General features: G+C 33.8%; 26 protein-coding genes. 15 read left to right on the top strand and 11 right to left on the bottom strand.

Translation table 11 applies throughout. The features are described 5' to 3' along the window. Window position 1: 1 nt before the first annotated feature. The 5 genes from BT156_RS14740 to BT156_RS14720 form a co-directional block, all read right to left on the bottom strand. Window positions 2–574 carry an ExbD/TolR family protein gene (locus tag BT156_RS14740; RefSeq protein WP_072411143.1) on the bottom strand — a complete coding sequence of 191 codons (573 nt, stop codon included), beginning with the start codon at window positions 572–574 and terminating at the stop codon, window positions 2–4. 15 nt (window positions 575–589) lie between these two features. Next, window positions 590–1,192 carry an ExbD/TolR family protein gene (locus BT156_RS14735; RefSeq protein ID WP_072411142.1) on the bottom strand — a complete coding sequence of 201 codons (603 nt, stop codon included), beginning with the start codon at window positions 1,190–1,192 and terminating at the stop codon, window positions 590–592. A gap of 68 nt (window positions 1,193–1,260) precedes the next feature. Continuing rightward, window positions 1,261–2,124: a MotA/TolQ/ExbB proton channel family protein gene (locus BT156_RS14730; protein WP_072411141.1), complete on the bottom strand. Its 864-nt coding sequence runs from the start codon at window positions 2,122–2,124 to the stop codon at window positions 1,261–1,263. A gap of 240 nt (window positions 2,125–2,364) precedes the next feature. After that, entirely contained in the window at window positions 2,365–5,316 is a 2,952-nt protein-coding gene (locus BT156_RS14725) for a leucine--tRNA ligase (RefSeq protein ID WP_072411140.1), read from the bottom strand. A gap of 188 nt (window positions 5,317–5,504) precedes the next feature. Beyond that, window positions 5,505–5,978, bottom strand: a complete 474-nt coding sequence (locus tag BT156_RS14720; protein ID WP_072411139.1) for a lipocalin family protein — start codon at window positions 5,976–5,978, stop codon at window positions 5,505–5,507. A gap of 196 nt (window positions 5,979–6,174) precedes the next feature. On the opposite strand from BT156_RS14720, the gene BT156_RS14715 reads away from it, so the two are divergent. The 3 genes from BT156_RS14715 to BT156_RS14705 are packed head-to-tail and all read left to right on the top strand — an operon-like array spanning window position 6,175 to window position 8,585. Continuing rightward, a complete protein-coding gene (locus tag BT156_RS14715) occupies window positions 6,175–7,152 on the top strand; it encodes an acyltransferase family protein (RefSeq protein WP_072411138.1) in 978 nt (325 codons plus the stop codon). A gap of 48 nt (window positions 7,153–7,200) precedes the next feature. Beyond that, window positions 7,201–7,959, top strand: a complete 759-nt coding sequence (locus tag BT156_RS14710) for a glycosyltransferase family 2 protein (protein WP_072411137.1) — start codon at window positions 7,201–7,203, stop codon at window positions 7,957–7,959. Beyond that, entirely contained in the window at window positions 7,959–8,585 is a 627-nt protein-coding gene (locus BT156_RS14705) for a deoxyuridine 5'-triphosphate nucleotidohydrolase (protein ID WP_072411136.1), read from the top strand. The genes BT156_RS14710 and BT156_RS14705 overlap by 1 nt, the downstream gene beginning before the upstream one ends. Here BT156_RS14705 and BT156_RS14700 read toward each other — a convergent pair. From BT156_RS14700 to BT156_RS14680, 5 genes are all read right to left on the bottom strand, one after another. Next, window positions 8,577–9,812 carry a 3-deoxy-D-manno-octulosonic acid transferase gene (locus tag BT156_RS14700; protein ID WP_072411135.1) on the bottom strand — a complete coding sequence of 412 codons (1,236 nt, stop codon included), beginning with the start codon at window positions 9,810–9,812 and terminating at the stop codon, window positions 8,577–8,579. The two genes, BT156_RS14705 and BT156_RS14700, sit on opposite strands and share 9 nt — an antisense overlap. 11 nt (window positions 9,813–9,823) lie before the next feature. Then, entirely contained in the window at window positions 9,824–10,294 is a 471-nt protein-coding gene (locus BT156_RS14695) for a DUF1648 domain-containing protein (protein ID WP_072411134.1), read from the bottom strand. A gap of 2 nt (window positions 10,295–10,296) precedes the next feature. Further along, complete coding sequence (locus tag BT156_RS14690; protein ID WP_072411133.1) at window positions 10,297–11,013, bottom strand: C40 family peptidase; 717 nt, start codon at window positions 11,011–11,013, stop codon at window positions 10,297–10,299. A gap of 89 nt (window positions 11,014–11,102) precedes the next feature. Then, window positions 11,103–11,750: an O-methyltransferase gene (locus BT156_RS14685; RefSeq protein ID WP_072411119.1), complete on the bottom strand. Its 648-nt coding sequence runs from the start codon at window positions 11,748–11,750 to the stop codon at window positions 11,103–11,105. 395 nt (window positions 11,751–12,145) lie between these two features. Continuing rightward, window positions 12,146–12,979 (bottom strand): OmpA family protein, encoded by an 834-nt coding sequence (locus BT156_RS14680; protein ID WP_072411117.1) that lies wholly within the window; start codon window positions 12,977–12,979, stop codon window positions 12,146–12,148. A gap of 86 nt (window positions 12,980–13,065) precedes the next feature. On the opposite strand from BT156_RS14680, the gene tilS reads away from it, so the two are divergent. The 10 genes from tilS (at window position 13,066) to BT156_RS14625 (ending at window position 23,123) form a co-directional block, all read left to right on the top strand. Further along, a complete protein-coding gene (gene tilS / locus BT156_RS14675) occupies window positions 13,066–14,391 on the top strand; it encodes a tRNA lysidine(34) synthetase TilS (RefSeq protein ID WP_072411115.1) in 1,326 nt (441 codons plus the stop codon). Further along, the gene (locus BT156_RS14670; protein ID WP_072411113.1) at window positions 14,364–14,918 is read left to right on the top strand and encodes an RNA polymerase sigma factor; all 555 of its coding nucleotides are present in this window, start codon (window positions 14,364–14,366) and stop codon (window positions 14,916–14,918) included. Before tilS ends, BT156_RS14670 begins: the two co-directional genes overlap by 28 nt. Window positions 14,919–15,005: 87 nt before the next feature. Next, on the top strand, window positions 15,006–15,965 hold the full coding sequence (locus tag BT156_RS21800; RefSeq protein WP_083582362.1) for a peroxiredoxin-like family protein: 960 nt from the start codon (window positions 15,006–15,008) through the stop codon (window positions 15,963–15,965). A 17-nt stretch (window positions 15,966–15,982) separates the two neighbouring features. Further along, window positions 15,983–16,900, top strand: a complete 918-nt coding sequence (locus BT156_RS14655; RefSeq protein ID WP_072411111.1) for a hypothetical protein — start codon at window positions 15,983–15,985, stop codon at window positions 16,898–16,900. A gap of 311 nt (window positions 16,901–17,211) precedes the next feature. Further along, window positions 17,212–19,281 carry a protein-disulfide reductase DsbD family protein gene (locus BT156_RS14650; RefSeq protein ID WP_072411109.1) on the top strand — a complete coding sequence of 690 codons (2,070 nt, stop codon included), beginning with the start codon at window positions 17,212–17,214 and terminating at the stop codon, window positions 19,279–19,281. Window positions 19,282–19,540: 259 nt separating this feature from the next. Beyond that, window positions 19,541–20,065 carry a biopolymer transporter ExbD gene (locus BT156_RS14645; RefSeq protein WP_072411107.1) on the top strand — a complete coding sequence of 175 codons (525 nt, stop codon included), beginning with the start codon at window positions 19,541–19,543 and terminating at the stop codon, window positions 20,063–20,065. Between the two features lie 64 nt (window positions 20,066–20,129). After that, window positions 20,130–20,651 (top strand): hypothetical protein, encoded by a 522-nt coding sequence (locus BT156_RS14640; protein WP_072411104.1) that lies wholly within the window; start codon window positions 20,130–20,132, stop codon window positions 20,649–20,651. Between the two features lie 11 nt (window positions 20,652–20,662). After that, window positions 20,663–21,445: an alpha/beta fold hydrolase gene (locus BT156_RS14635; protein ID WP_072411102.1), complete on the top strand. Its 783-nt coding sequence runs from the start codon at window positions 20,663–20,665 to the stop codon at window positions 21,443–21,445. Between the two features lie 9 nt (window positions 21,446–21,454). Beyond that, entirely contained in the window at window positions 21,455–22,279 is an 825-nt protein-coding gene (locus tag BT156_RS14630) for a hypothetical protein (RefSeq protein WP_083582361.1), read from the top strand. Between the two features lie 49 nt (window positions 22,280–22,328). Next, window positions 22,329–23,123, top strand: a complete 795-nt coding sequence (locus BT156_RS14625; protein ID WP_072411100.1) for a patatin-like phospholipase family protein — start codon at window positions 22,329–22,331, stop codon at window positions 23,121–23,123. Window positions 23,124–23,293: 170 nt separating this feature from the next. Here the strand turns inward: BT156_RS14625 and BT156_RS14620 are convergent, their stop codons facing one another. Continuing rightward, window positions 23,294–24,298 carry a DHH family phosphoesterase gene (locus BT156_RS14620; protein WP_072411098.1) on the bottom strand — a complete coding sequence of 335 codons (1,005 nt, stop codon included), beginning with the start codon at window positions 24,296–24,298 and terminating at the stop codon, window positions 23,294–23,296. A gap of 226 nt (window positions 24,299–24,524) precedes the next feature. Here BT156_RS14620 and rpmH point away from each other — a divergent pair, with 226 nt between their 5' ends. Both rpmH and BT156_RS14610 read left to right on the top strand, forming a co-directional pair. Beyond that, window positions 24,525–24,683, top strand: a complete 159-nt coding sequence (rpmH, locus tag BT156_RS14615) for a 50S ribosomal protein L34 (RefSeq protein ID WP_054511485.1) — start codon at window positions 24,525–24,527, stop codon at window positions 24,681–24,683. A gap of 153 nt (window positions 24,684–24,836) precedes the next feature. Further along, window positions 24,837–25,547, top strand: a complete 711-nt coding sequence (locus BT156_RS14610) for a cell division ATP-binding protein FtsE (RefSeq protein ID WP_072411096.1) — start codon at window positions 24,837–24,839, stop codon at window positions 25,545–25,547. Window positions 25,548–25,597: the final 50 nt, after the last annotated feature.

Genomic DNA, 25,597 nt, shown 5'->3' with positions numbered 1-25,597 from the left:
ATTACTTTGTAGCCGGTGCAGCCGCAGCTCCATTATTTCCGACTTTTCTGTCATAAATAGCCTTTTCCCAAGGTTTAAGATCAGTAACACCGTACTGCTCACTTTTGGTAATAGCCATTTCGTCAAGAATATCTACAAAGTTTTTATATACAGCATCGTCAGTCGGTTTGATAATAACAGTAAATTTAGTTTTATCTGCCGCGTTTGCTTTTGCTTGCTCAATTACTTTTCTAATTCCTTCTCTATCAAAAGTAGTCTCATTAAGATTTTGATCAGTTAAAGATGTATTATCCTGCTGATGCCAAAAAATCTTATTGCCTTTACCCAATAATAAAGAAATTGAGTTAGAAAGTTTAATTTCCGTTGGGGGTGGTTTTGGTGTATTCTCTTTCGGTTTTGCCGGAAGACCCAAATCCATTACATTCGGTTTAGAGAATGTGGTTGTGAACATAAAGAAGGTAATCAATAGAAAACCCAAGTCCACCATAGGAGTCATATCTACTCTGGTATTCTGTTTCTTGGAACGTACCTTGCCGCCTTTGCCGCCTTTTTCCTGTACTTGTACTTCTGCCATTTCTAAATGATATTATTATGGTTTACCTTCTTGTGATGTAATCAACCAGAACTTAAGAAAATCAATATCTCTTAAACCTTCAAATAAGCTTTTAACTTTAGGATACTCAGTTGTAACGTCACCCTTGATTGCTAATTTGTAATCAGGATTTACGCTTAAACTTTGTTGTACCCAGTCTACTAACTGCTTATTTGTACTGTCCATAGGAATCCCTGTAGGACTCTTGAAACTCTTCTGTTCCTCATCTGACAAATCAAGATAGCTTTTAAGTTGGTTCATAGGAACCCCAATCGCTTGTACTTTTTGAAATGCAGCTTTTTCGTTATTGTCAAAAGTAATTCCATACTTCTGACCCATTTTATCTAAAAGCTGTAGTCTCTCTGATGCGTTCTCTACGGGTTGGAAATAAAATTTCCCGTCCGGAGTAGCGTTGATAGTCATCAAACTCGCATCAGGAAGTAACTTCTCTGATATTGAAGATGGCGGTTTAATCTGCTCCACGTCAGGTTTTTTAAACTGAGTGGTCAATATAAAGAATGTAAGCAGTAGGAATGCAACGTCACACATTGCCGTCATATCCGTAACTACTCCATGTCTTTTTGGTTTGACTCTCGCCATTGTTTTGAATTATTTTTAATTAAACTTCTGTTATTGCTAATGCAAATTCCTTGCTAAAGATTCAATTCTTAGTTGAACTCAGCGAAAGACTGCTGGATACTCATCGCGATCTCGTCGATCTTATAAGTTAATCCGTCAATTCTAGATGTAAAATAATTGTAAAGAATAATAGCGATAGCTGAAGTACCAATACCTAAAGCCGTGTTGATCAATGCTTCAGAGATACCTGTAGAAAGTGCAGCTGCATCTGGAGTACCACCACCAGAACCTAATGCGAAGAATGCTTTAATCATCCCGATTACCGTTCCTAATAGTGCGATCAAAGTTGCAACAGTCCCTAAAGTAGAAAGAATCATCATGTTTTTCTCTAACATTGGCATCTCAAGAGTAGTAGCCTCTTCGATTGCTTTGTTAAGAGCTACCATTTTCTGCTCCTTGTTTAATGTAGTGTCGTGAGAAAGTGCTTTGTAAGTTGTAAGACCTTCCTTCACTACGTTACCTACAGATCCTTGCTGTCTGTCACACTCTTCTAAAGCTTCATCAATTTTGTTTTGATTAAGTAAGCTTCTTACCTGTACTACGAAGTTGTCTAAGTTTCCTTTCCCAGCAGCTTTTCCAAGTACGAAATGTCTTTCAAAAGAGAAAACGATTACAGTGATCATGAAAGTAATCAAGATTGGTACGATAACCCCTCCTTTGTAGATAATACCTAAAAACGACTCTGGATGAATGTCTTTTCCTTCAACACTTGAGAAAGCTACAGAACCACCACCTAGTTTATCTGCGTCTTTAAAATTTCCTGGGCTCCCAAGAACGAATAAATAGATACAAACTCCTATAACGAATAAAATAGGAATAATAACAGCTGGGTTTAAACCTCCTGCTTTTCTAGCAACTAATTGCTCATCATTTTTTGAAACATTCATTTCCATATTTAACTAAATTATATTGTTTTAAAATTTTACAGTTTGTAAATTAAAGGCAAAATTAATTAAAATGCAAGAGTCTTAAATAAACATTTTTGTTTTTTTTGATAAAGAAATTTTAATACGATTTCGATATTATAATTTTTTTTCAATTTTTTAGTTATTTTTCTCAATTTTAACGTTTATGTTAAAATATTAAAAAAATTAACCCCTCATTTTTTTTAAATTACCAATGTTAATTTTTTTTTAAATTACAATATTCACAATTCTGTGATGCACCACAATGATTTTTTTCGGTGCTTTACCATCCAGAATTTGTTGTATTTTCTCATCCTGCATTACCAAATCCTCAACTTCTTTAGCTGATAATTGTGCAGGTAGAGGTAATTTAAATTTCATTTTACCATTTACGCTCACCGGATATTCAATTTCGTCTTCTACTAAATACGTTTCGTTCAATTCCGGGAATTTCTCGAATTCAATAGAAATATCATGTCCCAGCAGGCTCCAAAGCTCTTCACAGATGTGAGGGGCATACGGCGAGATGATAACGGCTAAAGGCTCAAGAATATTGCGTTTGTTACATTTTATTTTCTGTAATTCATTTACAGCAATCATAAATGACGATACAGACGTGTTGAAAGAGAAGTTTTCGATATCGTAAACTACCTTCTTTATTAATGTATGTAATACTTTATATTCTGCTTTTGTAGGTTCCACATCAGAAACTTCAAAATTATCTTCGTTGAAATATAAATTCCAGAATTTTTTCAGGAAACCGTACACTCCACTTAGACCTTGCGTGTTCCAAGGCTTGGATTGCTCTAATGGCCCTAAGAACATTTCATACAATCTCAACCCATCTGCTCCGTATTCTTCACAGATATCGTCAGGATTTACAACATTGTATTTTGATTTGGACATTTTTTCAACTTCACGTTCTGTGATTAATTTTCCATCCTTATTAAACGCAAATAAAGCATTGTCATATTCTGGTCTCCACTTTTTCAGTGCTTCAGTATTTAATTCATCAGAGGTACCTATAAGCAATGAAATGTCTATATGTCTTTTAACAAATGAAACACTTACAGTTTCAAAGAGTGAAACATCTTCATTTTCAAAAAAAGCATTTTTAATAGCATCAGGCAATTCATTAAACGGATAAGTTTTACCTTCTTCAATCAGTTCTTTTGAAACAATTAAAGTTCTGGTTGTTGCTCCAGCTTCATCGCCATTCCCTAAATCAAAACTTAATAAATTTGATTGATAAACAAAAGCACTCATCCCCAAAATCATCCCTTGATTGATTAATTTTTGGAAAGGCTCATCTTGAGTAATATATCCTCTGTCTTTTAAGAACATGTTCCAGAAACGAGAATATAATAAGTGACCGGTTGCATGCTCGCTACCTCCAATATATAAATCTACCTGTCCCCAATAATCTGATAATTCTTTATTAGCAAAAACCTCATCATTATTAGGGTCCATATATCTAAGGAAATACCATGAGCTTCCTGCCCAACCCGGCATTGTAGATAATTCTAATGGAAATATTGTTTTATCATCAATTAAATCTGTAGCAACCACTTTCTGGTTTGCTTCATCCCAAGCAAAAGTTTTTGAATTCCCTAATGGTGGATCTCCGTCTTCTGTTGGTAAATATTTTTCAACTTCAGGCAGAGCTAATGGCAACGCGGAAGTTGGCAACGTGTAAGGCATTCCGTCTTTATAATAAATAGGAACCGGCTCGCCCCAATAACGCTGTCTTGAGAAAATTGCATCACGCTGTCTGTAATTTGTAGTTCCGTGACCAATTCCTTTTTTCTCAACAGCATCTATAATTAATGCTTTTGCTTCGTCATAGCTTAAACCATTCAAGAAATCAGAGTTTACGCAAACGCTGGTTTTAGAATCAAAAGATTTTTCCTGAACATCCTCTTCTGTTTCAACAACTTTTTTAATTTCTAAATTAAATTTCTTCGCAAATCTGTGATCACGCTCGTCATGTGCAGGAACAGCCATTACAGCTCCCGTTCCGTAACCCATCAATACGTAATCTGAAATATAGATCGGCATCTTTTCATTACTGAAAGGATTGATCGCATAACTTCCCGTGAAAGCACCTGAAACGTTTTTCACGTCAGACATTCTGTCTCTTTCAGTTTTCTTGGAAGTTTCTTCAATATAGGTATCTACTTCAACTTTCTGTTCTGCTGTAGTAATTGTTTCCACTAAAGGATTTTCCGGCGCCAACACCATAAATGTTGCTCCGAAAATAGTATCAGGTCTTGTTGTAAAAACCTCAACGATCTCATCGTGAGTATCAATATTAAATTTAACCTGAGCGCCCTGAGATTTTCCGATCCAGTATTCCTGTGCATCTTTCAAAGGTTGTGGCCAGTCTAATGTTTTAAGACCTTGCAACAATCTTTCAGAATATGCAGAAATTCTCATACTCCACTGCATCATTTTCTTTTGGAAAACAGGGAAACCTCCTCTTTCGGATTTTCCGTCTTTCACCTCATCGTTTGCCAGAACTGTTCCTAAAGCAGGGCACCAGTTTACAGTAGTTTCTGCTCTGAAAGACAAACGGTAATTTAATAAGATATCTTCTTTATCAATTTCAGAAGCTTCTTTCCATTCTTCGGCTGTGAAATTTAATTCGTCGTTTTGATTGGCATTTAAATCTAATGAACCTTTTTCTTCAAAATGTTTGATCAAAGTCGAAATAGATTCTGCCTTGTCTGTATTTTTATTATACCAAGAATGGAACAATTCAATGAAAATCCATTGTGTCCATTTATAATATGAAGCGTCAGAGGTTCTTACTTCCCTACTCCAGTCGAATGAAAAACCAATTTTTCTTAATTGCTCTTCATATCTGTTGATATTTTTTTCTGTAGTGATCGCAGGGTGTTGCCCTGTCTGAATCGCATATTGCTCAGCAGGCAGTCCGAAGCTATCGTAACCAACCGGGTGGAGAACATTAAACCCTTGATGTCTTTTATATCTCGCATAAATATCTGATGCAATATATCCCAGTGGGTGACCTACATGAAGCCCCGCCCCCGATGGATACGGAAACATATCGAGAACATAAAATTTTGGTTTGTCTGTGTTATTGGAAGTTTTGTACGTTTGATTGTCTTCCCAGTATTTCTGCCACTTTTTTTCTATCTGCTGATGATCGTAAAACACGTTGTTATTGATATTAGATGTTAGACTCTAGATGTTAGATTTATTATAATTCCAATTCTAGTATTTCACAAAAATAATGATTTTAATAGAAATGGAACTTTAATTTTCGATTAATTATAATTCATATCAAAAACAAAAAGATCTCACCCGAAGATGAGACCTTTTTATTATTTATACCACTACTTTAATTATTGAGGAATTCTCTTAAAAGTATAGGTTCTGGTCTTATAAACGGTAGGATCTGAAGTTTCTTCTCTTATTGAGAGGTTCAGCGTAGTTTCATTAAGGGTAATTATTTTCCCGTTAGATGGTTCTACTGTTCCCTGATATTTTATCTGGATCGTTTTTTCGCCTTTGTCGTACGTATAATTGAAATTTCGGTCTGATGAAATAGCACACTGCCCCGGCGTAGCAGTATCATTCCATTCAGTTCTTTTACCTACTACCTCAGTATTAAACCTCCATCTGGATTGCTTCTGACAGTCGGTATAGGTGATCAGATCTGAAATAGGCTGTTCTCCCGTCTCTATAGTTGTGATGACTTCTTTTAATGGCTGCCAAACACCTACAAGTGGAGCTTCAGCCGGAGTATCGTCATCATTATTACATCCCGTAGCTACGAATAATGATAAACCTGCAAATAGTAATGCTAATTTCTTCATGTATCAAATTTTTCAAGCGCTAAAATTATAATTTTTTTGATTTATTTAATAGTTTTTTGTGAAAAATTATTTCAAAAACCCATATTTCTAAAATTATTACGCCATATAGCTACAATATTACCACTATTTAACAAATATTGAACTATCCAAGAGTCCCATATATTTATTAAAAAAGTTATTTTTGCAAAAAAAACAAATGCAAGACATCGCGAAAAATAATTTTGACTTCATCCGTGTTCTCCTCGCTTTCATCGTTTTTGTTGGGCATTTAGGCTATCTAAGTACATCGCCTTCACTTGAATTCCTGAAGCACAGCCCGGTAGAAGTAGGTGTTTTCGCATTTTTCATCGTCAGTGGTTTCTTGATCGCGCGAAGCTATGAAAGAACGAGTACTTTAAAAAAATACGTCAAAAAGAGATTGAACAGAATCGTTCCTGCCTATTTACTGGTTGTGGTTTTATGTACCGTACTATTAAGTCTGGTAAGTACCGTTTCTTTTTCAGAATATTTCACAAGTCCGCAAACACTTAAATATCTTCTTTGGAATTCTGTATTTATGAATTTCATGGCACCCAATCTTCCCGGAGTTTTCGGGAACGGAGCGGTAAACGGAGCGCTTTGGACCTTAAAAATTGAAATGTGTTTTTACTTTTTAGTTCCGGTTCTTTTCTTGTTTTTTGGAAAAGATAATAAATATAGAAATATCAGTTTAATCGTATTTTATTTCCTGTCATTAGTTTATCTTAATTATTTTGAGATGACTGATAAAGTAGAAATTTCAAGACAAATTCCCGGTGCATTGTGTTATTTCATTGGCGGAATGTTGGTTTATTTTAATTTTGAAAAATTCATTAAACATAAAAATATCCTTTTCATCATCGCCATTCTAACGGTTTGGATTGATTTGATTTTTAAAATTAAATTATTCTCACCCATTATGATAAGCATCATCGTTCTTTACGTTGCCTATTCTTTTAAATTTTTAAATAATTTCGGAAAATACGGAGATTTCACATATGGAATTTACATCTTCCACTTCCCTATTATCCGAGTATTTGCAACGCTGGGTTTATTTACCAATTACAATCCCTATTTCATGGCATTTATTTGTATGCTGGTTGTAGTAGGTGTCGGGGTAAGCTCGTGGCATTTGTATGAAAAACGATTTTTATAATTATTAATATTCCCTCATAAGACTTTAAATCTATTTATATTTGCACGAATGAAAGACCTTGTTTCCATTATCACTCCCTGCTATAATTCTGCAGAATTTATAGAAGAAACGATACAATCTGTCCTCAACCAAACCTATGAAAACTGGGAGTGGCTAATCACGGACGACCTTTCTAAAGACAATACTGTAGAACTCATCAAAAAATACAATGATCCGAGAATAAAACTGCAAGCATTAGAAAAAAACGGAGGCGCAGGAAATGCCCGAAACAATAGTCTTGAAAGAGCTCAGGGAAGATATATCGCTTTTCTGGACTCCGATGATCTCTGGTATCCCAAATATCTGGAGACAATGACTGATTACATGCAGGAAAATAAGGTAGAACTCGTCTACTGCAACTATTCAAGGTGTGATGAGCATACAATGGAGCCTATTTTAAAGGATTTTCTTGCTGATAAAATTGTTACTTTTTCAAACTTGCTGAAAACCTGCAGACTTGCTCCGGTTTCTACCGTTTACGATACAAAAAGAGTAGGAAAATTCTTCTTTCCCATTAAAAGTAAACGTGAAGACCATGTGATGTGGCTGAATTTATTAAAAGAGATCCCAAAAGGTTATCCTGTAAAAAAGACCTTAGCAAAATACAGAATGCGCGAAAACAGTGTTTCCAGAAAGAAGAAAAACATCATTAAAGATCAATATTTGGTATATAAAGATTTCATGGGATTTTCTACTGTAAAATCGTTGTATTACACGGCAAACTGGGCATTGAACGGATTTTTAAAATATTCTAAAATCTTTAATTAATGGAGTATTCAAAAGAATTTAAAGCCGCATTAAGCAATTTCTCTCCCGTAGAAAAAGACCGTCTCATTTTCAGATTATTGAAAAAGGATAAACTTTTGTCTAAAAAATTGTATTTTGAATTGATCGACACAGAAACTACCGATGACAAGCGAGATGCGATGGAAGAAAATGTGAAGGAAAAAGTTCTTTTGGCTTCAAAATACATCGGAAATCAAAAATATTTCCAGACCATTATCAGAAAAATTAGTGCAGAAATAACGGAACATATAAAAATCACAACCGATAAGTTTGGAGAAGTTTCCCTGCACATATTACTGATCAATGAAATTTTAGAAAGCAACGAAGACCTTGGCAGACAAAGGTTTGACAATGTTTACAAACTGTATCTTTATATCATTAATAAAATTTTCAGAGCTTTAATTTTAGTTAAAAAATTAGATGAAGATTACTGGATGGAATTTGACGAACTTTTAGCTGACCTCCACAAAAAAATAAACCAAAATACATATCTGCAAAAGCTTTGTATTAATAACAGTTTAGATCTAAATTGGCTAAAATGTGAAAACATTCCCGATAATTTGGATCAGATCATGAAAGAAATAAAAAGTCAGGGATTTTTAAGATAGAATTTTCTTTAGAATAATTTTTGTTGAATTCGGCTTTTCATCAACAAATTTCTTGGAGCTGGCAGACATTTCGTTTAGTACTTCCTCATTATCACTGTTCATAAGAAATAATGCAAAATCTGCAGCTACATTTTCTTCTTCAAACGATTTTCCTCCATAAGCTTTAATCAGATCATCAGCTTCAGGGTTTTTCCTATAATGATTTCCAAAAATTACAGGAACACCGAAAGTTGCTGCTTCTAAAATATTATGCAATCCGGCATCATGGAAACCACCTCCTACAACCGCAGTATCAGCGTAAGAATAGAGTTTTGACAATAATCCGATGCTATCTATGATTAATAAATGATGGGTGATCATAGATGATTGATCTGAAATTTCGCTGTACAACAAAGCATCAGGAAAAATTTGTTTCAAATTTTGCACTCTTTTCAAATCGTGAGGAGCAATAATCATCTTAATATCAGAATTTGTTTTAAAAATAATCTCCGCGATCTTTTCTTCTGAACTCCAAGAACTTCCAAAAACAATCGTTTTCTTATTATCAATAAATTCTTTGATAAATTTCACATGATTATCTCTTTCACGCAATTGTTTTACACGATCAAATCTTGTATCTCCGGCAATTGAAGAATTATTTAAACCAACACTTTTTGCAAGAGCGAAAGACATTTCTGTCTGATGAAAAAACCAGTCGATATTATTCTGTAATTGCCTTACAAACCACTTCCCATACGATGTAAAGAAGGATTGATTTTCATAAAATAAGGCAGAAATAACATATGTTTTTGCGCCCTGAGCTTTTAATTCTGACAAAAGATTATACCAATAATCATATTTCACCGTAAAAAATAGTTCAGCTTTAAACTGAGAAACAAATTCTTTTACCACAGATTTTTTATCGAAAGGAAGATAACAGATAACATCTGCAATATGCTTCTTTTTAATAACATTTTCATATCCAGAAGGTGAGAAAAAAGTCACAAGAATTTTATGTGTAGGAAACTGTTCTTTCAACTTTTCTAAAACAGGCAGACCCTGCTCATATTCGCCCAAGCTTGCAGCATGCATCCAGATTACCTTATCTGATTGTGAAAGCTTGGATTTGATGATATGTAACGATTGTTTTCTTCCTTCAACGCCTTTTTTAGTTTTATCATTAAACAACGAAAAAACCTTCATTCCGAAAATGAGAAGATTAACAAATATGTTGTAAAGAAAATTCAAACCTGATTATTTTAATGGTTAACCTTACTTCTTATTCCTTCCTGAATTGATTTTACAAGACCAACTCCAATCACAGCAAATAATAATCCCACAATAAAAAAAATAAGCTCGCTCAGCTTAGCCTGCCTACCTTCTGCAATACAGATACTTTCTATAATAATATCCAAGAACAAAAGCATCACAGGAAATTGAATAGAATATAGGTATAGTTCTAACGTCTTCTTATTTCGAAAACTTTTGGGAACGTTTAATAAAGTAGAATTGGGCTCTCTAGAAAGTCCTGCAAAGAGAACAGAAATAAATGTAGCAATACATGGTAAAGCCCAAATTGCTGCCTTTCGGGATTCACCATCTACATTACCCTGAAAATTAAAATGGGTAGGAATAATATCAGGTAATCCAGCATATTTCATTCCTGTAAAAGCCCAAATTACTACAAGCAAAAGAGTGTTTACAACTAATAATATGCTAGAGATTTTCATATTTAAAGAATACTTTTAATCACTCTTAATTTATGGGTATGCTTATTCAGTTCCTTATTGAAAATGCCAGTAGAATCGAGCGTATCGATTCTCACTTTACCGGAAGCATGAATAATTTTCTGGTTATCAAGCATAATCCCGACATGAATAATTTTCCCCTCAGGATTTTCAAAAAAAGCAAGATCACCAAGCTGACTTTCTTCAACAAAAGTGAGTGCCTCCCCTACTTCTGCCTGTTGATATGTATCTCTTGGCAGCTTAATATTATGAACTTTATACACCAATTGTGTAAAACCGGAGCAGTCTACCGCAAAAAAACTTTTACCACCCCATAAATAAGGCACATTAAGGAATTCTTTTGCCGTTAAAGCAACACTTTCGCGGAGATCATGACTTCTTCTTGAAGCTACAGCCTGAAACTCAACTTCAGAACCCATCGACAATAAAGTTCTGCCATCATTGGTAAGAACCGACGAAAAATCTTCAGTGATCACCGTAACTTTTCTATTAGCTAGTTCTTCGTCTGTTACAGGTTTTATCTGTTTGGTATCCATCCATCCTTCATAACCGTCATAATGCATTTTTATTCTGGTCCAGTTTTTATTAACCTCCAAAATATCTGCGCTTTCTCCGAACAATATTTCCGTAACAATTTCTGCTTTGTCAGAATTTTCTGCGCGCACCGGTGCTACTGTAACATTACAAATTCCTTTATCCATTGACTTTAATTAAAAGATTGAATGATTTAAAGATGAAAAAATTAGAGACTGCTTGCTCTTTTAATAATTTAATTTTTAAACCTTTTAATTTATTTCCTTCTCAGAAAATTTACTCCGTCACGCAAAGGTAAAATAAGATTTTCAAAATCATCATCTTTTGCGATCAAATCGTTTAATTCCTTGATAACTTGGGTTGATCTCTGCTTCGGATTTTCTTCCAGAACTTTCCCGTACCAAAGAACATTATCAAATAATACTACCGAACCCGATTTTGTTCTGGGCTTAATTAATCTAAAATATTCAGCATAATTTTCTTTATCAGCATCAATGAAAACAAGGTCGAAAACCTCATCAGTTTCCCTTAAGAATTCTTTTGCATCCTGAAGTTTAAAATTAATCTGATTAGAATATTCACTTTCCTGAAAATATTTTCTGGGTAAATAAGCAAGATCTTCATTTACATCCAACGTTGTTATTTTTCCGTCTTTTGCTAAACCCGTTGTTAAACATAAAGTAGCATATCCCGTAAAAGTTCCGATTTCAAGAACATTTTTAGGCTGCAACATCTGGGAGATCATCGTTAAAAGTCTCCCTTGCTGATATCCCGAGATCATGTGAGGCTGTGTCGTTTTCTGAAAAGTTTCTCTTCTCAGTTTTTTCAGAATTTCAGGCTCGGAAGATGCGTGTGTCTCCAGATACCTGTCCATTTCAGGATTCTTTTCTTCAAAAAAGCTCATTCTTACAATTTTTGTGAGTCAAATTTAACTAAATATAAGGAAAAAGAATAAACTTTGAAACAAAGATTCTCCGAAAAACAGGGAAAACCCCATACTAATTACCGTAAAAATACGGATGTTTTCGAATGACTATTCCTATACCTTTGCAAAGACGGGTAAAAACACTAAGAAAAAATAAAATGAATGTAGGGGAAAAACAAATTAACACTAAGAATCAGAAGACCGCAATGCCTTTGGGCAAGGCGGATTCTTCTTTAAAAAAAACTAAACCTGAAATATCCAATTCATTTTTTCAACGAATTATTTCATTATTGAAAAAAGAAGAATTAATTTGATTAAAAAAATAACTCTCGAATTTCTCCGGGAGTTATTTTTTATCGTTGAATTTGAAATTTTTATTTCTTAGGAGCAATATCCATTAATTTCATGAATTCATCAAGCTTAGGCATAATGATGATCTCCGTTCTTCTGTTTTCTGCTCTTCCTGAAACGCTCATGTTTGTCGCCTTAGGATTGTATTCAGAGCGTCCACCTGCTGTAATTCTTGCAGGATCAACTCCGAATTGAGACTGTAAAACTTTAGCAATCGACGTACCTCTCAATGCAGAAAGATCCCAGTTGTCTCTTGGTAAATTTGGAGAACTCAAAGGAGAATTATCCGTGTTACCTTCGATCAATACTGAATATTTATCATAATCGTTGATTACTTTAGCAACTTTTCCTAATACTTCCTGAGCTGCAGGCAATACGTTGTAGTCACCAACTTTATATAACATTTTATCTGAAAGTGAGATCATAACCACCCCTTTCAATACTTTTACCTGAACATCATCGTCAGTTACATTATCCAAAGATCTTTTTAATTTGTTTGATAACGCTAAATTTAAGCTGTCATTTTTAGCATTATTAGAAATCAACTGCTTGATATAAGAGTTTGAAGAGTTGATCTCGCTTACCAATTTATCAATATTTGCAGAGCTTTTTCCTGTATTAGATAAACAAGCATCCAATGATGATTTTAGAGCATCATGCTGACTTTTTAATAAATTATTCTCTCCTGATAATGCAGAGTTTTGAGACTTCAGATCCTGGATCTCTCTTTGTCTTTCGCCAATGTTTTCAATACATTGCTTATAGTTTGAACTTAGAGCATCGTATTGCTTTTTGCTGATACAAGATGTCATCCCCAACGCCATCGCAGAAACTGCTAGAATTTTAATAATCTTCATAAATAATCTTTTTTAGACGAATCAAATTTAGGAAAATTCATTTTAATTAATGGTTTATCTTTGTATAAAAGAAATTCTCAACACAGATGTTGGACTATTTAAGTTTTAAAAATCAATTAAAAAATCTCATTGAATCACCTGAAAATCATTCCTATTTATTGGCGGTGAGTGGCGGTGCCGATTCTATGGTTTTAGCTTCTTTGTTTCTGAATTCGGGGATTAAGTTTCAGGTTGCACATATTAACTATAAACTTCGTGGAGAAGATTCTGATCTCGATCAAAAGGTGGTTCAGGATTTTTGTGAGAAAAATCATATTCCGTTTCATTTGTATGAAGTTTCTGAGAAAGACAACAAACCAGAAAATTCCATTCAGCTTTGGGCGAGAGAACTTCGATATAATTTCTTTAAACAAATTCAACAGCAGGAAAAACTCGAGTTTTTAGTAACTGCCCATCATTTGAATGATCAACTGGAAACTTTCATTATTAATCTGTCAAAAGCTTCTGGAATTAATGGTTTGAGCGGAATTCCTCCTAATGACAACAATATTCTTCGTCCGCTTCTGCAATTTTCAAAAGAAGAAATTTACGAATTTGCTAAAAAAAACAGTATTGAATTCCGTGAAGATCTTTCTAATAAAAAAAGTGATTATTTAAGAAATAAAATCAGAAACGAGATTGTTCCCAAGCTTTTGGAAACAAACGACCATTTCCTGGAAAACTTCGGGAAAAGCTCTTCATATTTAAATCAGACCAAAGATTTTGTCCAGAATCAAATCAAAGAAATAGAAAATCGGCTTTCAACATTTAACAAAGACCATAAAATCTTATCCAAAGAAAAGCTGAATGAGGAAAGTGATTTTGTAAAGTTTGAAATTTTAAAAAAATATGGTTTCAATCAGGAAGAGGAAATTTCGAAAATTTTCAAAGCTGAAAACGGAAGCTCATTCTTTTCAAAAGAATATCAATTAATCATCAATCGAAATGAATTGATATTTTCAAAACTTAAATTATCTGATATTCTGAATGAAAAACCAGAAGAAATTATTTTAAATATCAATGAAAATCATGAAATAATACTTCCTGAAAGTCTGGAATTAAAGATTTCAACTGCAGAATCATTCGAATGGCTTTTAGATATTGAAAAAATCAGTCTTCCTGTAAAACTGAGAAAAAAGAAAGAAGGTGATGTATTTTTCCCAATCGGAATGAAAGGGAAAAAGAAGATTTCTAAATTCCTCAGAGACGAAAAATTATCTTTTTTTGAAAAAGAAAATACTTGGTTATTATGCGATGCCAAAGATCAGATTTTAGGTATATTGCCTTACAGACAGGACGGCAGATTTTCTGCAGGTAAACACACCAAAAAAATATTGAAAATAAAATGGACCGAAAAACAACAAATAATCTAATAATAGATGATTTCAGGAGAAACAGCAATGTAGCTTTCGCCATTTTATATCAACAATACTTTATTTACACTAAAAAATTTGTCCTTAACAACAAAGGAAATTTAGAAGATGCTGAGGATATTTTTCAAGATGCATTGCTTATTTTGTACGAGAAATTATATGCCGACAACTTCAAGGCATACACCTGTCTTGGCATTTATGTTTCAGGAATCTCAAAAAATTTATGGTTGAAAAAACTTAGGAATAAAGAATTTTTAATAGAAATTCCGGAAAATTATTATACAAAAAATCAGGCCGAAATTAATTTAGCTATTGAAAACGAAAGAGATTATTGGCATAAACTTAATGATTATATCAATTCTATCTCTACCCATTGTAAAAATCTAATTCAGGATATTTTCATGAAAAATAAAAGTATTGAAGAAATTCAGACCAAATACCAATATTCCAGCAAGCATAATGCACAGAATCAGAAGTACAAATGTGTTGAACAAATTCGAAAAATAAAAAATAAAGACAATTTTTAAGACTGAAATACAGTTAATTATAAAAAATCATCCAAAAGCTGGGTGATTTTTTTTTGTTTTTGGAACTTACTATTAAATATCAATATTATGTTTAAAACAATTGTATTCAGTCTGTGCTTATTGATCGGAATTTCCGCTAATGCACAAAGTAAAAAAGGGATCAACTTTCAAAGCATTGATCTTGAAGCTGCAAAACAAATTGCCAAAAAAGAAAACAAGCTTATTTTCATAGATATTTACACGACTTGGTGTGGGCCGTGTAAATTGATGCAGAAAAACACTTTTACTGATCCTAAAGTTGGAGAATTATTCAACAAAAGTTTTGTAAACCTTGCGATAGATGCAGAGAAAGAAGGTGTGGCATTGGCAAAAGAGTTTAAAATCGTCAATCTTCCATCATTTTTATTTCTGGATGCAACGGGAAAATTGGTTCAATATGATTTTGGATATTATAATGCTGAGCAGTTTTCGACAGTCGGAGCTTCAGTTTTAAGTAAAGTTTCATCAGGCATGGCTCCAAAAACACTTGATATGGTGAAAGGAAAAATGGTTGGAGATAAAATTGCGGATTTTTCGGCAAAAGATCATTTAGGAAAGACATTTTCTTCATCCAAAGAAAAAGAAAAATTGATTTTGGTTTTCATCCGCGGACAATGGTGCCCATACTGTAACAAATATATTGAATCGCTTCAAAACTTATCTCAGGAATTAAAAGCTAAAAATGCCAGACTGGTTATTATCTCCCCTGAAAAGCCGGAATTTATAGAAAAGACTCTCGAAAAAACAAAAACAGGCTATACGGTTTTGTATGATGAAGGCTACAAAATTGCGGAAGCATTTGACGTTCTCTACACTCCGGATAGTAAAACTTTAGCTGCTTATACTTCAAAAGTAGATGGCTTCACAACAAGCAGATCTGATAACTCAGGAAGACTGCCTGTTTCTGCAACGTATATTCTTGATGAAAATAAAGTGATCTCCTGGAGACATTTTAATCCTGATTATAAAGAAAGAGCTTCGGCAGAAGATATTCTGAAGCAATTATAAAATCAAAAAAAAAGAAGATGAAAAATCCTTATTCATACTGTCTATATATATTTCTGGCGATTCTTCCCTCGGGATTTTTACATGCGCAAGGCTGTAGCGACGCGGGATTCTGTACGGTCAACAGTTTAAAACCTCAAAACGTCAACGATTCTATATCTGTACAGAAAAATCAAATAAAAGTCGGATTTTCTTACGGAAAAGCGGATCATTCTGTTTCTGCTTACAGTCAATATTTGGAATATAACCGACAAATTAATTCTAAATTTGGCATTAGTGCTAAAGCAACTTCTCTCTTGCAAACGGGAAATAATGTGAGTGTTTTTGGATTATCTGATATTTATTTAAATACAAATTATCATTTAGATAAAAACTTTACGTTTACTCTGGGCACGAAAATTCCGTTAACAACTGGAAATAAATTCAACAATGGAAATCCGTTACCAATGGATTATCAATCCAGTTTGGGGACTTTGGATCTTATTGCTGGAATTGGATATCAGATCAAAAAACTACAGTTAGTCGCCGCTTTACAACAGCCATTAACACAGAATAAAAATCAATTCACTGCAGAAAACTATCCTATAAATTCTGTTTGGAGAGATTTTCAGACAGCTAAAGATTTTAAGCGAAGCGGCGATGTTTTACTAAGAGCTTCTTATCCAATAAAAATTACCGATAAGTTCCAGTTAACGCCTAGTTTATTAAATATTTATCACCTTTCTAAGGATAAATTCACGAATTCGAGCGGCTCTCAACAGCAAATTGAAGGCTCTGAGGGCTTAACAATGAATGGAAATCTATTTTTAGATTATCAACTAAATGAAACCAATGCCCTGCAACTTAACGCAGGAGTTCCTTTTTTAGTCCGGGACATTAGACCTGACGGGTTGACGAGAAGTTTTATCGCTAATTTGGAATATAACTTCAAATTTTAACGCGTTATTGAAATTATCGAGAAAATCAATATAACTATTGAATAAAATTATCATCTAAAAGAACCTGTCTTCCATGGTAATTAAAGCAAAGCAACACCAAATATCTTCTGGCTAATAGATTTTTTTAAACAAAAAAGACGGTTTGTTCGTTTTTTTAGGGACGAAAAATTAGCTATTTTAGCCAAGCAAAATTTGAGCATTGCCTGGAAAGAGTGATTTTTAATAAAAAAATTATTCTTGCAGACAAGACAGACACATGCAAGGGATGAGAAAGCAAAAAAAATATTCTCAAAATTTTTAATTAAAGTAAAATGAAATTTAAAAACTGGTTTTTATTAATTCTGTTGTTTTTAGCAACAGGAATTAATGCACAAATCAAAAATCCTGTAAAATTTAAACTTACGGTTAACGAATTAGGAAACAATCAATATGAAGCCGTGTTGAATGCAACAATGGAAAGCGGTTGGCATATTTATTCTAAAGACATTCCTGAAGACACAGGAATTCCGACAGAATATAAAGTTTCCGGAAAAAATATTGAACTGATCGGAAAATTTACCGAAACAGGTAAAAAACACGAAGAATTTTCTGAAGCTTTTGGCGGGAAAATTATTTTCTACTCTAATTCCGCAGGTTTCAAGCAAAAATTTAAATTAAAAGACGGCACAAAACCCGGTGATGTAGTTGCAGAAATTACTTACCAAACTTGTGACGACCGAGTTTGTCTGGCTCCGAATACGTTAGAATTCACTCAAAAAATCACTCCAAAAGGTGCAACAGCAGAAGCTACTACTGAAAAAGCGGAAACTCCAAAAGATTCTGTTAAAACAATAGAAACAGCAGTACAAAATCCTGTAAAAACAGAAACAGCGGTAGTTGCAGGAGCTTCAAAATTAGATCCAAAACAATTAAAAATTGAGTCTATTGATTTCCAAAAACCTTTGACAGACTGCGGAACAGCAGCCGTTAAAGACAGCGAAAATTATTGGACTTATTTATTCCTGGGATTTATCGGAGGATTGATTGCATTGTTGACTCCGTGTGTTTTCCCGATGATCCCGTTAACGGTTTCATTCTTCACAAAAGGGAATAAAAACAAAGCAAAAGGAAAAAGAGATGCATTGATCTACGGATTTTTCATTCTTCTGATTTTTGTTTTATTAAGTGTTCCTTTTCATTTAATTGACGGAATTGCAGGAAATGTTTTCAACGAAATTTCCACAAGCATTTGGCTGAACATCGTGTTCTTCATCGTATTTATTTTCTTCGCAGGAAGTTTCTTTGGATATTATGATATTTCGTTACCAAGCTCAATCGCGAACAAATCTTCAAAAGCAGAAGAAGCTGGTGGAATCATCGGTATTTTCTTCATGGCTTTGACTTTGGTAATCGTATCTTTCTCTTGTACAGGCCCTATTTTGGGAAGTTTATTAGGAGGATCTTTATCCGGTTCGTCACATATTCCAACGCTTTTAACTTTGGCTTTAACAGGCTTTGGTTTAGCTTGGGCAATTATTTTCGGATTGCTGGCATTGTTCCCGCAAGCATTACAAAGTCTTCCAAAATCGGGAGGATGGATGAATACAGTGAAAGTTGTTCTGGGATTTATAGAACTGGCTTTAGCATTGAAATTCTTATCAAAAGCAGATCTTGTTTCTAAAACTTTCTTATTAAAAAGAGAACTTTTCATCGTGATCTGGATCGTTATCGGAATTGGATTAACTTTGTATCTATTCGGATTAATAAGATTTCCGCATGATGATAAAAAACCGAAAATATCAATTACAAGAAAAGTGTTGGGAGTATTGGGAATTGGTTTCGTAATCTATATGATTCAGGGATTGATGCCATCAGAACGTCCGAAACTACAATTACTAAGCGGAATTCTACCTCCGTTGAACGTAAGCTATTTCCATGACGAAAAAGACGGAATTCTAGGAATGCATCCTGAACATGATTTCTTCAAAGCTATTGAATTAGCCAAAAAAGAAGATAAACCTGTTCTAATTGACTTCACAGGTTACGGTTGTGAAAACTGTAGAAAAATGGAAGAATTCGTTTGGAGCGAACCTGATATTTTACCTATCCTTCAAAACGATATTGTGTTAGCTTCATTATATGTTGATGATAAAGAAGAACTTCCTGAAGATCAAAAAACTAAAATTGATCTTGGTGAAGGACAGGTTAAAAAAGTAAAAACGATTGGTGATAGATGGAGCTTATTCCAACAGGTGAATTTTAATAACAACTCTCAACCACATTACGTTTTGATAACTCCGGACGGAAAAGTTATCAATTCTCCGGTTTCAGGATATATGCCGAAAGAAGATTTCAAAAAATTCCTGGAATGCGGTGTTAATTATTACAAAAAGAATAAATAAGCAATTCTAAATATATTTAAAACTCATACTGAAAAGTGTGAGTTTTTTTATTTTAAGCAATCAAGCATAATCACTTAAAATAGCCTAAAACCTTATGAAATTGAAGCTTCGTAAGGTTTTTTAATGTCAATTAATAATTAATTTTAGAAAATTTATAACATTTCCTGATTTTAGGTATAAACTTTGTATTGAATCTTTCAAATAAAGAACAATTATTCACTCTTTATCACAAACTGTTTAACATTAAAAAATATTAATTATGGCTGAAGTAATTGCACAAGAGAAACAAGGAGGCAAGCAAAAGAAAAAATTGATCAGAGTTGACATGACTCCAATGGTAGATTTAGGGTTTTTATTAATTACCTTTTTCATGTTTACCACCAACTTTACAAAACCCAATGTGATGGATCTGGGATTGCCTGCGAAAGATCCGAATCCAAATCCAATTAACACCTCAGTAGTTGATGCGAAAAATCAAGTAACTTTTATTCTTGGTAAGGATAACAGAGTATTTTATCACCAACAAGATAAAGAAGATTTAAATACAAGCAATTTAAAAGAAACAGACTTCAGCGGAGTTAAGATTTCTAAAATTATTTCTGAAGCTTATAAAAATGCTCCAAAACCGGAAAATTTCACAGTAATTGTAAAACCTACAGATGAAGCGAATTACAAAAATTTCGTAGATATTTTAGATAATATCGCAATTTCTAAAAAAGACCGATACGGAATTACAGACATTAAACCTTGGGAAAAGAAAGTTTACGAGGAGTTAACAAAATAAAACGAAAGGGCATTTTTAAAATGCTCTTTTTTATTTAATTTTGAGACTATAATTTTAAATATTGATGAAAAACCTAATAACCGCAATTGCTATCACAACTTTAGTTGTTTCATGTTCAAAAAAAGACACACAATCGACACCAAATCAATCAGACAGCACAAAAATCGTTGATTCTATTAATGCTGCCCGAACAAAAATTAATGATAGCATCAAGGCTAAAAACAGCGAAAATAATTTCAAAGATTTTAGCGGAGAGCATAAATTCACCTATCAAAGTCAGAATTCTTCAACAAAAACAGGCTCTGTGAATTTCAAAAAAATGGGCAGGGACGATTATGATGTTTCAGGGAGTATAAAATCCGGAGAAAATTCTGTAATGATTAAAGGATCAGCCGTTGTAGTTTCCCCTAAACACCTGAATTTTACAGGAGAAATCACTCAAAAAATCACCTCAGATAACAACGGAAAACCTTACACCAGAAAAGGCACAAAAACATTCATGTCTAAGGATGGCGGAAAAACATGGAGACTTCAGGATATGGTAAACGGTTCGGGATTTGTAGATTATATTGATATTCACTTTTAATATTTGAAATCATGCTGCACTTTGAGAAAAAAGGAAACGGAAAAGAGACATTGGTATTACTTCATGGTTTCATGGAAAACAGTTTCATTTGGAGCGATATGGAGCCTCATTTGTCTGAAAATTTTTCATTATTGAAAATAGATCTTCCCGGCCACGGAAAATCTGACACTTATGGAGAAATTCATACCGTTGATTTAATGGCTGATGAAGTAAAAAAAGTTTTGGATCATCAGAAATTAGAGAAAGTTCACTTATTAGGCCATTCAATGGGAGGTTACGTTTCGTTGGCTTTTGCCGAAAAACACCCTGAAACGCTGAAAAGTTTAACCTTATTTTTCTCAACCTATTTTCCTGATGACGAAGAAAAAAAAGAACAGCGCATAAAAAGCTACAGAATTATAAAAGACGCTTTTTCACATTATGCAAGAGCCGGAATTCCTAATTTATTCAATCCAAATGAAAGAGATATTCTGGAAGGAAAAATTGAGACAGCTTTAAGAGTTGCCCTCGCAACCAATAACTTAGGAGCTTTAGCCTGTGTAAAAGGTATGGTGGAAAGAACCGACAAAAAGTATGTCTTAGAAAATCTTGAAGCTAAAATTCTGGTAATAGCTGGAAAACATGACAACGCAGTAAAAACAGATAAAACCATTAAAAATCTTCCCGACAAAACCAATATCAAATCTTATGTTCTTGATTGCGGACACAATGGTCATTGGGAAAAACCAGCGATCTGTGCTGAAATCATCAATACAGAACTTCTTCACAATATGCCGAAAAACTTAGTTTTCTAAAAATAATTTATGAGAATTTTCATCCTTTCAATCGTCTTTCTTTCATTTTTCAGTTGTAAAAAAGAGACTCAATCTTTAGATAAGAACAATCTAAAAGATTCGGTTGCTGTTACGGAAAATACATCGAAAGACACTTTAAAAACTGAACAAAGCAAGCCGGGAATTTTTAATTTCCAAACCGAATTATGTGAAAATAAAGGATATTTTGACGAAAATAAATATACCAAAGAAGAACTTGAAGGAACTTACACACTTTGGTTTCAAATGGGCGGAATATTACTCAATACACCTTCCGTTTTTAATCTGAAAAGTCTTTATGAAGTAAGAAAAGATAAAGATCAGATTTTATCCAAACTTGATCAAGATTTTATTGAGAAAAAGAAAACTTTAGAAAATTTAAAAATAGTAAAGATTCCTTATTGGGAAAACGTGAAAAAGAATAGAATTCAAGAATTGATGGATGAATATGAATTCCGAAAAACTGAAATTCAGGCGTTTTCCGATCCTTCAGTTTTGTTGAATGCCAAACTTTCAAAAGGTTGCGAGAACTTTATAAAAGCTTTAAATTCAAACGACGCTCAAATGATTGAAGAATGGAGAAAACTTCGTGAAAATATGAGCAAAAAAAATGGCAATCCACAAAGAATTCTGAACGAATTTGAAGAACATCTGAATTCGCCCGACAAAAAAGATTACGCCATCATTGATCTAATAACTTTTGGTTGGGGAAACTGTACGAACGGTAATATCAACAGCATTCCGCATGATGAAAAAATGAACAAACAATTTGAAGATCTTTTCATAAAAATCGATTCCGATTGCGATGAACCTTAATATTCTTTTACCAAAAATTCCCGTATATTAGTAAAGATTAAATTTTTCAATGAGTCTATTCTCTTCCAAAAAAAAGAAACCCATCATCGGCCTGACACTTTCGGGTGGAGGAATGCGCGGAATCGCTCATATAGCAGTTCTGAAAGCTTTGGAAGAATATGATCTGAAACCACAGATTATCTCCGGAACAAGCGCAGGATCTATCATCGCAGCGTTCTATTCTTTCGGAAAATCTCCGGACGAAATGATGGAAATCGTAAAACACACCACATTTTTTTCAAGATCTTATTTAAGACTTTCTAAAAACGGTATTTTTAGTTCAAACTTTATTTTAAAATTATTAAAAGATTATTTCCCTGAAGACGATTTTAAAATTCTGAAAATCCCCGTCTATGTAGCCGCTACAGAAATGACCCACGGAATTGTAGATTTCTTTTCGGAGGGCGAGCTTTTCTGGCCTCTTTTAGCCTCATCAAGCGTTCCTTTTGTTCTTCCACCGGTAAGAGTGGGTGAGAAAATATATATTGATGGCGGTGTCCTGGACAATCTTCCCATTGAACCAATCATTGATAAATGTGATTTTTTAATTGCCTCCCACGTCAATTCCATAAGTTATGACGGATTGGAAAATATGAGTTTAATGAAAGAATTTGACCGGATTTTACATTTAGCCATCGCAAAATCTGTTTACTCTAAAGCAACTTCGTGCGATATTTTTCTCGACCCTCCGAAAATGACAAAGTTCAGCTTATTCACTAAAAAAAACCTTGATGTCATGTTTCAAGAGGTTTACGAATATACCTGTAAAGAACTGGAAGATAAAGGTCATAGCCGAGTTTCTTGAGTGAGAGGTTTGAAAATTTGAGTGTGATAGTGTTTTAGAGTCATTGCGAGGAGCGAAGTAAGCCTGTACTGAGCCTGTCGAAGTAAAGCAATCTCTTATAAAAAGATTCTTCACTCTACTTCGTTTCATTCAGAATGACAACTATAATGTAATCACCCAATTTCACTCAATTATAAATTTTCTTCAGCAATTTTAGCTTTAAAATTTTCAAGCGTATCAGCTAAAGAAGCATTAGATTTTCCACCGGCTGCGTTGATATGACCTCCTCCATTGAAATATTTTCTTGAAAATTGGTTCACATCTACATCGTCCTTACTTCTGAAAGATATTTTAATGAAGTCATCATACAAATCTTCCATAAAGAATGCAGACATTCTTACACCAACAATGCTTAATCCGTAATTCACAAAACCTTCCGTATCTCCTTTCTGGAAACCATATTCCTGAAGTTCTTTTCTTGTTAAATACAAAACAGCTACTTTACCGTCATTCACCACTTCAATTCTACCTAAAATCAAGGCCAATAAATGAAGACGTGAAACCGTGTTGGTATCCCAAGTATTGGAAGTTATAATAGAAGGATCAGCACCTTTTTCAATCAAATTAGCAATAATTCTGTGTGTCGCCGCGCTTGTAGAACGAAAACGGAAGCCTCCTGTATCCGTCATGATTCCGGTGTAAAGACATTCTGCAATATCTTTATTCACCAAATGCTCCTCATTCATGGCTTCAATAAAGTGATAAATCATCTGACACGTTGCAGGAATTATGGTGTTAGAATAAACATAATCAAATTCCTCAGGCTGCTGATGATGATCGATAAGAATTTTTTCAGCTCTGGATTTCACCAACCAATCTCCTAAAATTCCTATTCTCGCAGGAGAATTAAAATCAAGACAGAAAATAACATCCGCTTCATTAATAAGATCAAAAGCTACCTTTCTTTTGTATTCGGCAACAATATTTTTCCTTGCCTCGGGCATCCATTTCAGAAACTTTGGAAAATCATTGGGTACAACTACTTCTGCATTAATTCCTTTTGCATGCAAATAATGCTTTAAGCCTAAACTAGAACCAATAGCATCTCCATCCGGATTATAGTGTGTAAGAATAACTATTTTGTTTTCAGGAATAAGAAGTGCATTAATTTCTAAAAGTTCTGTTGGTGTAAACATTTATTTTCTTTAATTTTGAGTCTTCAAAGATAGAGCTTTTAAATAAATCATTACTCATTATTTTTAAACAGCGCGCAAGTCATTTATTCATGGGCGTGATAAAATTAACGATGAAAAAAGATGCAATATTTTCTAAAAAAAGAGTCGTTAAGTTTGGAACTTATAAAAAAATCTATATCTTTGCAACCTGAAAAATTAATATTAATTACGACTTAAATATATAGTAATGAGTAAAAGAACATTCCAACCATCGGAGAGAAAAAAAAGAAACAAACACGGTTTCAGAGAAAGAATGTCAACGCCTAACGGTAGAAGAGTTTTGGCAGCAAGAAGAGCTAAAGGTAGAAAGAGTCTATCTGTAAGTTCTGCAAGAGCTAAGAGATAATATCTTAAATTACAATATACAAAAATGCTTGAAAAGAACTTTTCAGGCATTTTTTGTTGTTAAAATTTACTAAAATTTAGTTTCTTTAGGTTTCTTTTTTCTATTTTTAAGATCTGAAAAAATATTTTAGAAATAGCCTCTTAAATTTGAATTATGCCACATACAAATATCTCCGGAGACAGCATCATAAGTCTACAACACGCGAAGATTGCTCAAAAAAACTTCACGGTTCTTTCTGATGTGAATCTTAACATCAAAAAAGGCCGATTCTGTTATCTTATCGGAAAAACAGGTTCCGGAAAAAGCTCATTATTAAAGACTCTTTACGGGCATATTCCTTTAGCGTCAGGACATGGAGCTGTTGTTGGTTTTGATCTCGCAAAAATGAGAACTTCCGACATTCCTAACCTTAGAAGAAAATTAGGGATTGTTTTCCAGGATTTCCAATTGCTTTCTGACAGAACTGTTGAGAAAAACCTGAAATTCGTTCTTGAAGCTACAGGATGGAGCGATAAAACAAAAATGGAAGACCGTATCAACGAGGTTCTTGGAAGCGTAAACATGAAAAGCAAAAAGCACAAAATGCCTCACGAACTTTCCGGTGGAGAACAACAGCGTGTGGCCATTGCAAGAGCTTTATTAAACCACCCTGATCTTATCTTAGCCGATGAGCCAACGGGAAATCTAGATCCAGAAACATCTAACGAAATTATGACCCTGCTAAAACAGGTTGCTTTAGAAAACGGAGCTGCAGTGGTAATGGCAACACATGATTATCACATGATCCAAAACTTCCCCGGAGAGGCGATCAGATGCGAAGATGGTAAAGTTTCTGTGCTGGATACGGCGGAATTGTTTGAATAAAATTTAAAGATTGAGAAATTTAGAGATTAGGATATTACTACTAACTTCTA

The sequence above is a fragment of the Chryseobacterium limigenitum genome (genome assembly GCF_900114875.1).
Lineage (GTDB): Bacteria > Bacteroidota > Bacteroidia > Flavobacteriales > Weeksellaceae > Chryseobacterium > Chryseobacterium limigenitum.
Note: the sequence above shows the minus strand (reverse complement) of the source record. Positions and strands in the feature narration are given on the sequence as shown.

Bases quoted from the DNA above. Each gene is read 5' to 3' on its own strand.
- BT156_RS14710 (WP_072411137.1), top strand. From the start codon at position 7,201: ATGAAAGACCTTGTTTCCATTATCACTCCCTGCTATAATTCTGCAGAA.
- BT156_RS14740 (WP_072411143.1), bottom strand. From the start codon at position 574: ATGGCAGAAGTACAAGTACAGGAAAAAGGCGGCAAAGGCGGCAAGGTA.
- BT156_RS14630 (WP_083582361.1), top strand. From the start codon at position 21,455: ATGAGAATTTTCATCCTTTCAATCGTCTTTCTTTCATTTTTCAGTTGT.
- BT156_RS14685 (WP_072411119.1), bottom strand. From the start codon at position 11,750: ATGAGCTTTTTTGAAGAAAAGAATCCTGAAATGGACAGGTATCTGGAG.
- BT156_RS14620 (WP_072411098.1), bottom strand. From the start codon at position 24,298: ATGTTTACACCAACAGAACTTTTAGAAATTAATGCACTTCTTATTCCT.
- BT156_RS21800 (WP_083582362.1), top strand. From the start codon at position 15,006: ATGTTTAAAACAATTGTATTCAGTCTGTGCTTATTGATCGGAATTTCC.
- BT156_RS14610 (WP_072411096.1), top strand. From the start codon at position 24,837: ATGCCACATACAAATATCTCCGGAGACAGCATCATAAGTCTACAACAC.
- tilS (WP_072411115.1), top strand. From the start codon at position 13,066: ATGTTGGACTATTTAAGTTTTAAAAATCAATTAAAAAATCTCATTGAA.
- BT156_RS14735 (WP_072411142.1), bottom strand. From the start codon at position 1,192: ATGGCGAGAGTCAAACCAAAAAGACATGGAGTAGTTACGGATATGACG.
- BT156_RS14690 (WP_072411133.1), bottom strand. From the start codon at position 11,013: ATGGATAAAGGAATTTGTAATGTTACAGTAGCACCGGTGCGCGCAGAA.
- BT156_RS14730 (WP_072411141.1), bottom strand. From the start codon at position 2,124: ATGGAAATGAATGTTTCAAAAAATGATGAGCAATTAGTTGCTAGAAAA.
- BT156_RS14650 (WP_072411109.1), top strand. From the start codon at position 17,212: ATGAAATTTAAAAACTGGTTTTTATTAATTCTGTTGTTTTTAGCAACA.
- BT156_RS14670 (WP_072411113.1), top strand. From the start codon at position 14,364: ATGGACCGAAAAACAACAAATAATCTAATAATAGATGATTTCAGGAGA.
- BT156_RS14680 (WP_072411117.1), bottom strand. From the start codon at position 12,979: ATGAAGATTATTAAAATTCTAGCAGTTTCTGCGATGGCGTTGGGGATG.
- BT156_RS14715 (WP_072411138.1), top strand. From the start codon at position 6,175: ATGCAAGACATCGCGAAAAATAATTTTGACTTCATCCGTGTTCTCCTC.
- BT156_RS14640 (WP_072411104.1), top strand. From the start codon at position 20,130: ATGAAAAACCTAATAACCGCAATTGCTATCACAACTTTAGTTGTTTCA.
- BT156_RS14720 (WP_072411139.1), bottom strand. From the start codon at position 5,978: ATGAAGAAATTAGCATTACTATTTGCAGGTTTATCATTATTCGTAGCT.
- BT156_RS14635 (WP_072411102.1), top strand. From the start codon at position 20,663: ATGCTGCACTTTGAGAAAAAAGGAAACGGAAAAGAGACATTGGTATTA.
- BT156_RS14645 (WP_072411107.1), top strand. From the start codon at position 19,541: ATGGCTGAAGTAATTGCACAAGAGAAACAAGGAGGCAAGCAAAAGAAA.
- BT156_RS14625 (WP_072411100.1), top strand. From the start codon at position 22,329: ATGAGTCTATTCTCTTCCAAAAAAAAGAAACCCATCATCGGCCTGACA.
- BT156_RS14705 (WP_072411136.1), top strand. From the start codon at position 7,959: ATGGAGTATTCAAAAGAATTTAAAGCCGCATTAAGCAATTTCTCTCCC.
- BT156_RS14695 (WP_072411134.1), bottom strand. From the start codon at position 10,294: ATGAAAATCTCTAGCATATTATTAGTTGTAAACACTCTTTTGCTTGTA.
- BT156_RS14655 (WP_072411111.1), top strand. From the start codon at position 15,983: ATGAAAAATCCTTATTCATACTGTCTATATATATTTCTGGCGATTCTT.
- rpmH (WP_054511485.1), top strand. From the start codon at position 24,525: ATGAGTAAAAGAACATTCCAACCATCGGAGAGAAAAAAAAGAAACAAA.